This window comes from Variovorax beijingensis (genome assembly GCF_003951285.1).
GTDB lineage: Bacteria > Pseudomonadota > Gammaproteobacteria > Burkholderiales > Burkholderiaceae_C > Variovorax > Variovorax beijingensis.
The window spans coordinates 1-1519 of the sequence record NZ_RXFQ01000065.1 but is presented as its reverse complement, the minus strand read 5'-3'; the positions used below and the strand labels follow the sequence as shown (position 1 = coordinate 1519).

The window sequence follows — 1519 nt, the reverse complement described above, 5'->3', positions numbered from 1 at the left end:
TGGACCGACCCCCAAACCTTGGACACATTTGACTTGATGTTTCGATTTCTTTAGGCCCCTGCCAGGCCGCCGGAGGCGCCCCCGGTTGGCCATGTACTCATGGCCAACCCTGAGTCTCCCGCTGCCTGTACTCGACGGGGCTCAGGCCCCTCAAAGACATCTTTATTCGATCGACGTTGTAGTAGCGAATGTAGTCGTGGAGAGCAACTTTCAAGTCCTCAATGTTTTCGAACTTGTTGATGTAGAAGAGCTCGCACTTCAGTGTTCCAAAGAAGCTTTCCATCGCCGCATTGTCGAGGCAGTTGGCCTTGCGCGACATGCTCTGCACCAGCTTGTTTTCCTGTAGACGTTTTCGGAAAGCAGGCATTCGATACTGCCACCCCTGATCTGAGTGCAGCATTGGTCTTTCGCTGGAACCAAGCCGGTCAAAAGCCTTGTTAAGCATGCTCTCGATCATGGACGGCAACGGGCGCTCCGCGATTTCGTACGAAACGATCTCACGGTTGTACAGGTCCATCACGGGCGAAAGGTAGAGTTTTCGATTGTTGACCTTGAACTCGGTCACGTCCGTCACCCATTTCTCATTCGGCTGATCGGCCGTGAAATTACGCTGCAGGTGGTTGGGTGCCGTCTCGCAAACTGCCCCCGCAAAGGCTTGGTAACGCTTGGGCCGAACCAGCGACTTCAGTTGCATCGCAATCATCAGTTTTTGAACCGTCTTGTGGTTGACGGTCCAGCCGTTCCGCTTCAGCTCGGCGGTTACGCGGCGGTAGCCGTACCTGCCCCGGTGGCGGTCAAAGATCTCTCGGATCTTGGACTTCAGATCGCAGTGCTTGTCGATGGTCTTGAGAGCTTTTTGCTGGTAGTAGAAGCTACTGCGTGGCAGACAGGCAGTCCGCAACAGACCGGCGAGCGGGAAATGAGGCCTTAGCTCGATCACGATCAGCGTCCTTTCACGGGCACTGAGCGTCTCTTGGCTCGAACCAAGGCCTGCGCTTTTTTTAGGTAGGCGTTCTCCATGCGAAGCTGCTGGACATCGCGTAGCAGTTCCTCCCGGCTGCGCTGATCGTCAGCTGGTGCCTCTTCGTCGTCGCGCTGGCGCCGCGGCTTCTTCATAGTCGTCTGCTCTTCCTTCCACCCGGGTCGCAATGCTGGTTCACCATGGACGGAATACAACCGCCACCATTCTGCTACCTGGCTGCGACGCCTGACGTTAAAAAGCGCCGCGGCCTGATTGGATGAAAGTCCTTCTTCGCTCATGCGTCGGAGGACCTCCAGCTTGAATGCAGGATCGTAGTTGCTGCGCCGTTTCGTTACCACGCCCGCATCGCCCAGAGAGTCATAGCCAGCGACCCATTTGCGCAACGACGCTACGTTCACGCCCTGGGCCGCTGCCGTCGCGAGCAAGCCACCGCCACCTTTCCTGTACGCCTTCACTGCGTCCAGCTTCTGCTTGTCTGTGTACCTGATCATCCCGTTTCCTTAGATTCGGTTCGTCCAGGTTTTGGGGGTCAGTTCA

1 protein-coding gene is annotated in these 1519 nt (G+C 56.6%); it reads right to left on the bottom strand.

Translation table 11 applies throughout. The features are described from left to right. Window positions 1-97: 97 nt before the first annotated feature. Window positions 98-1473 (bottom strand): IS3 family transposase gene (locus EJO66_RS32395; RefSeq protein WP_420856714.1). Its coding sequence is split into 2 segments (ribosomal slippage): window positions 98-996 and window positions 996-1473, totalling 1377 coding nucleotides; the frame shifts between segments, so codons are not numbered across the junction. Between the last annotated feature and the right edge of the window lie 46 nt (window positions 1474-1519).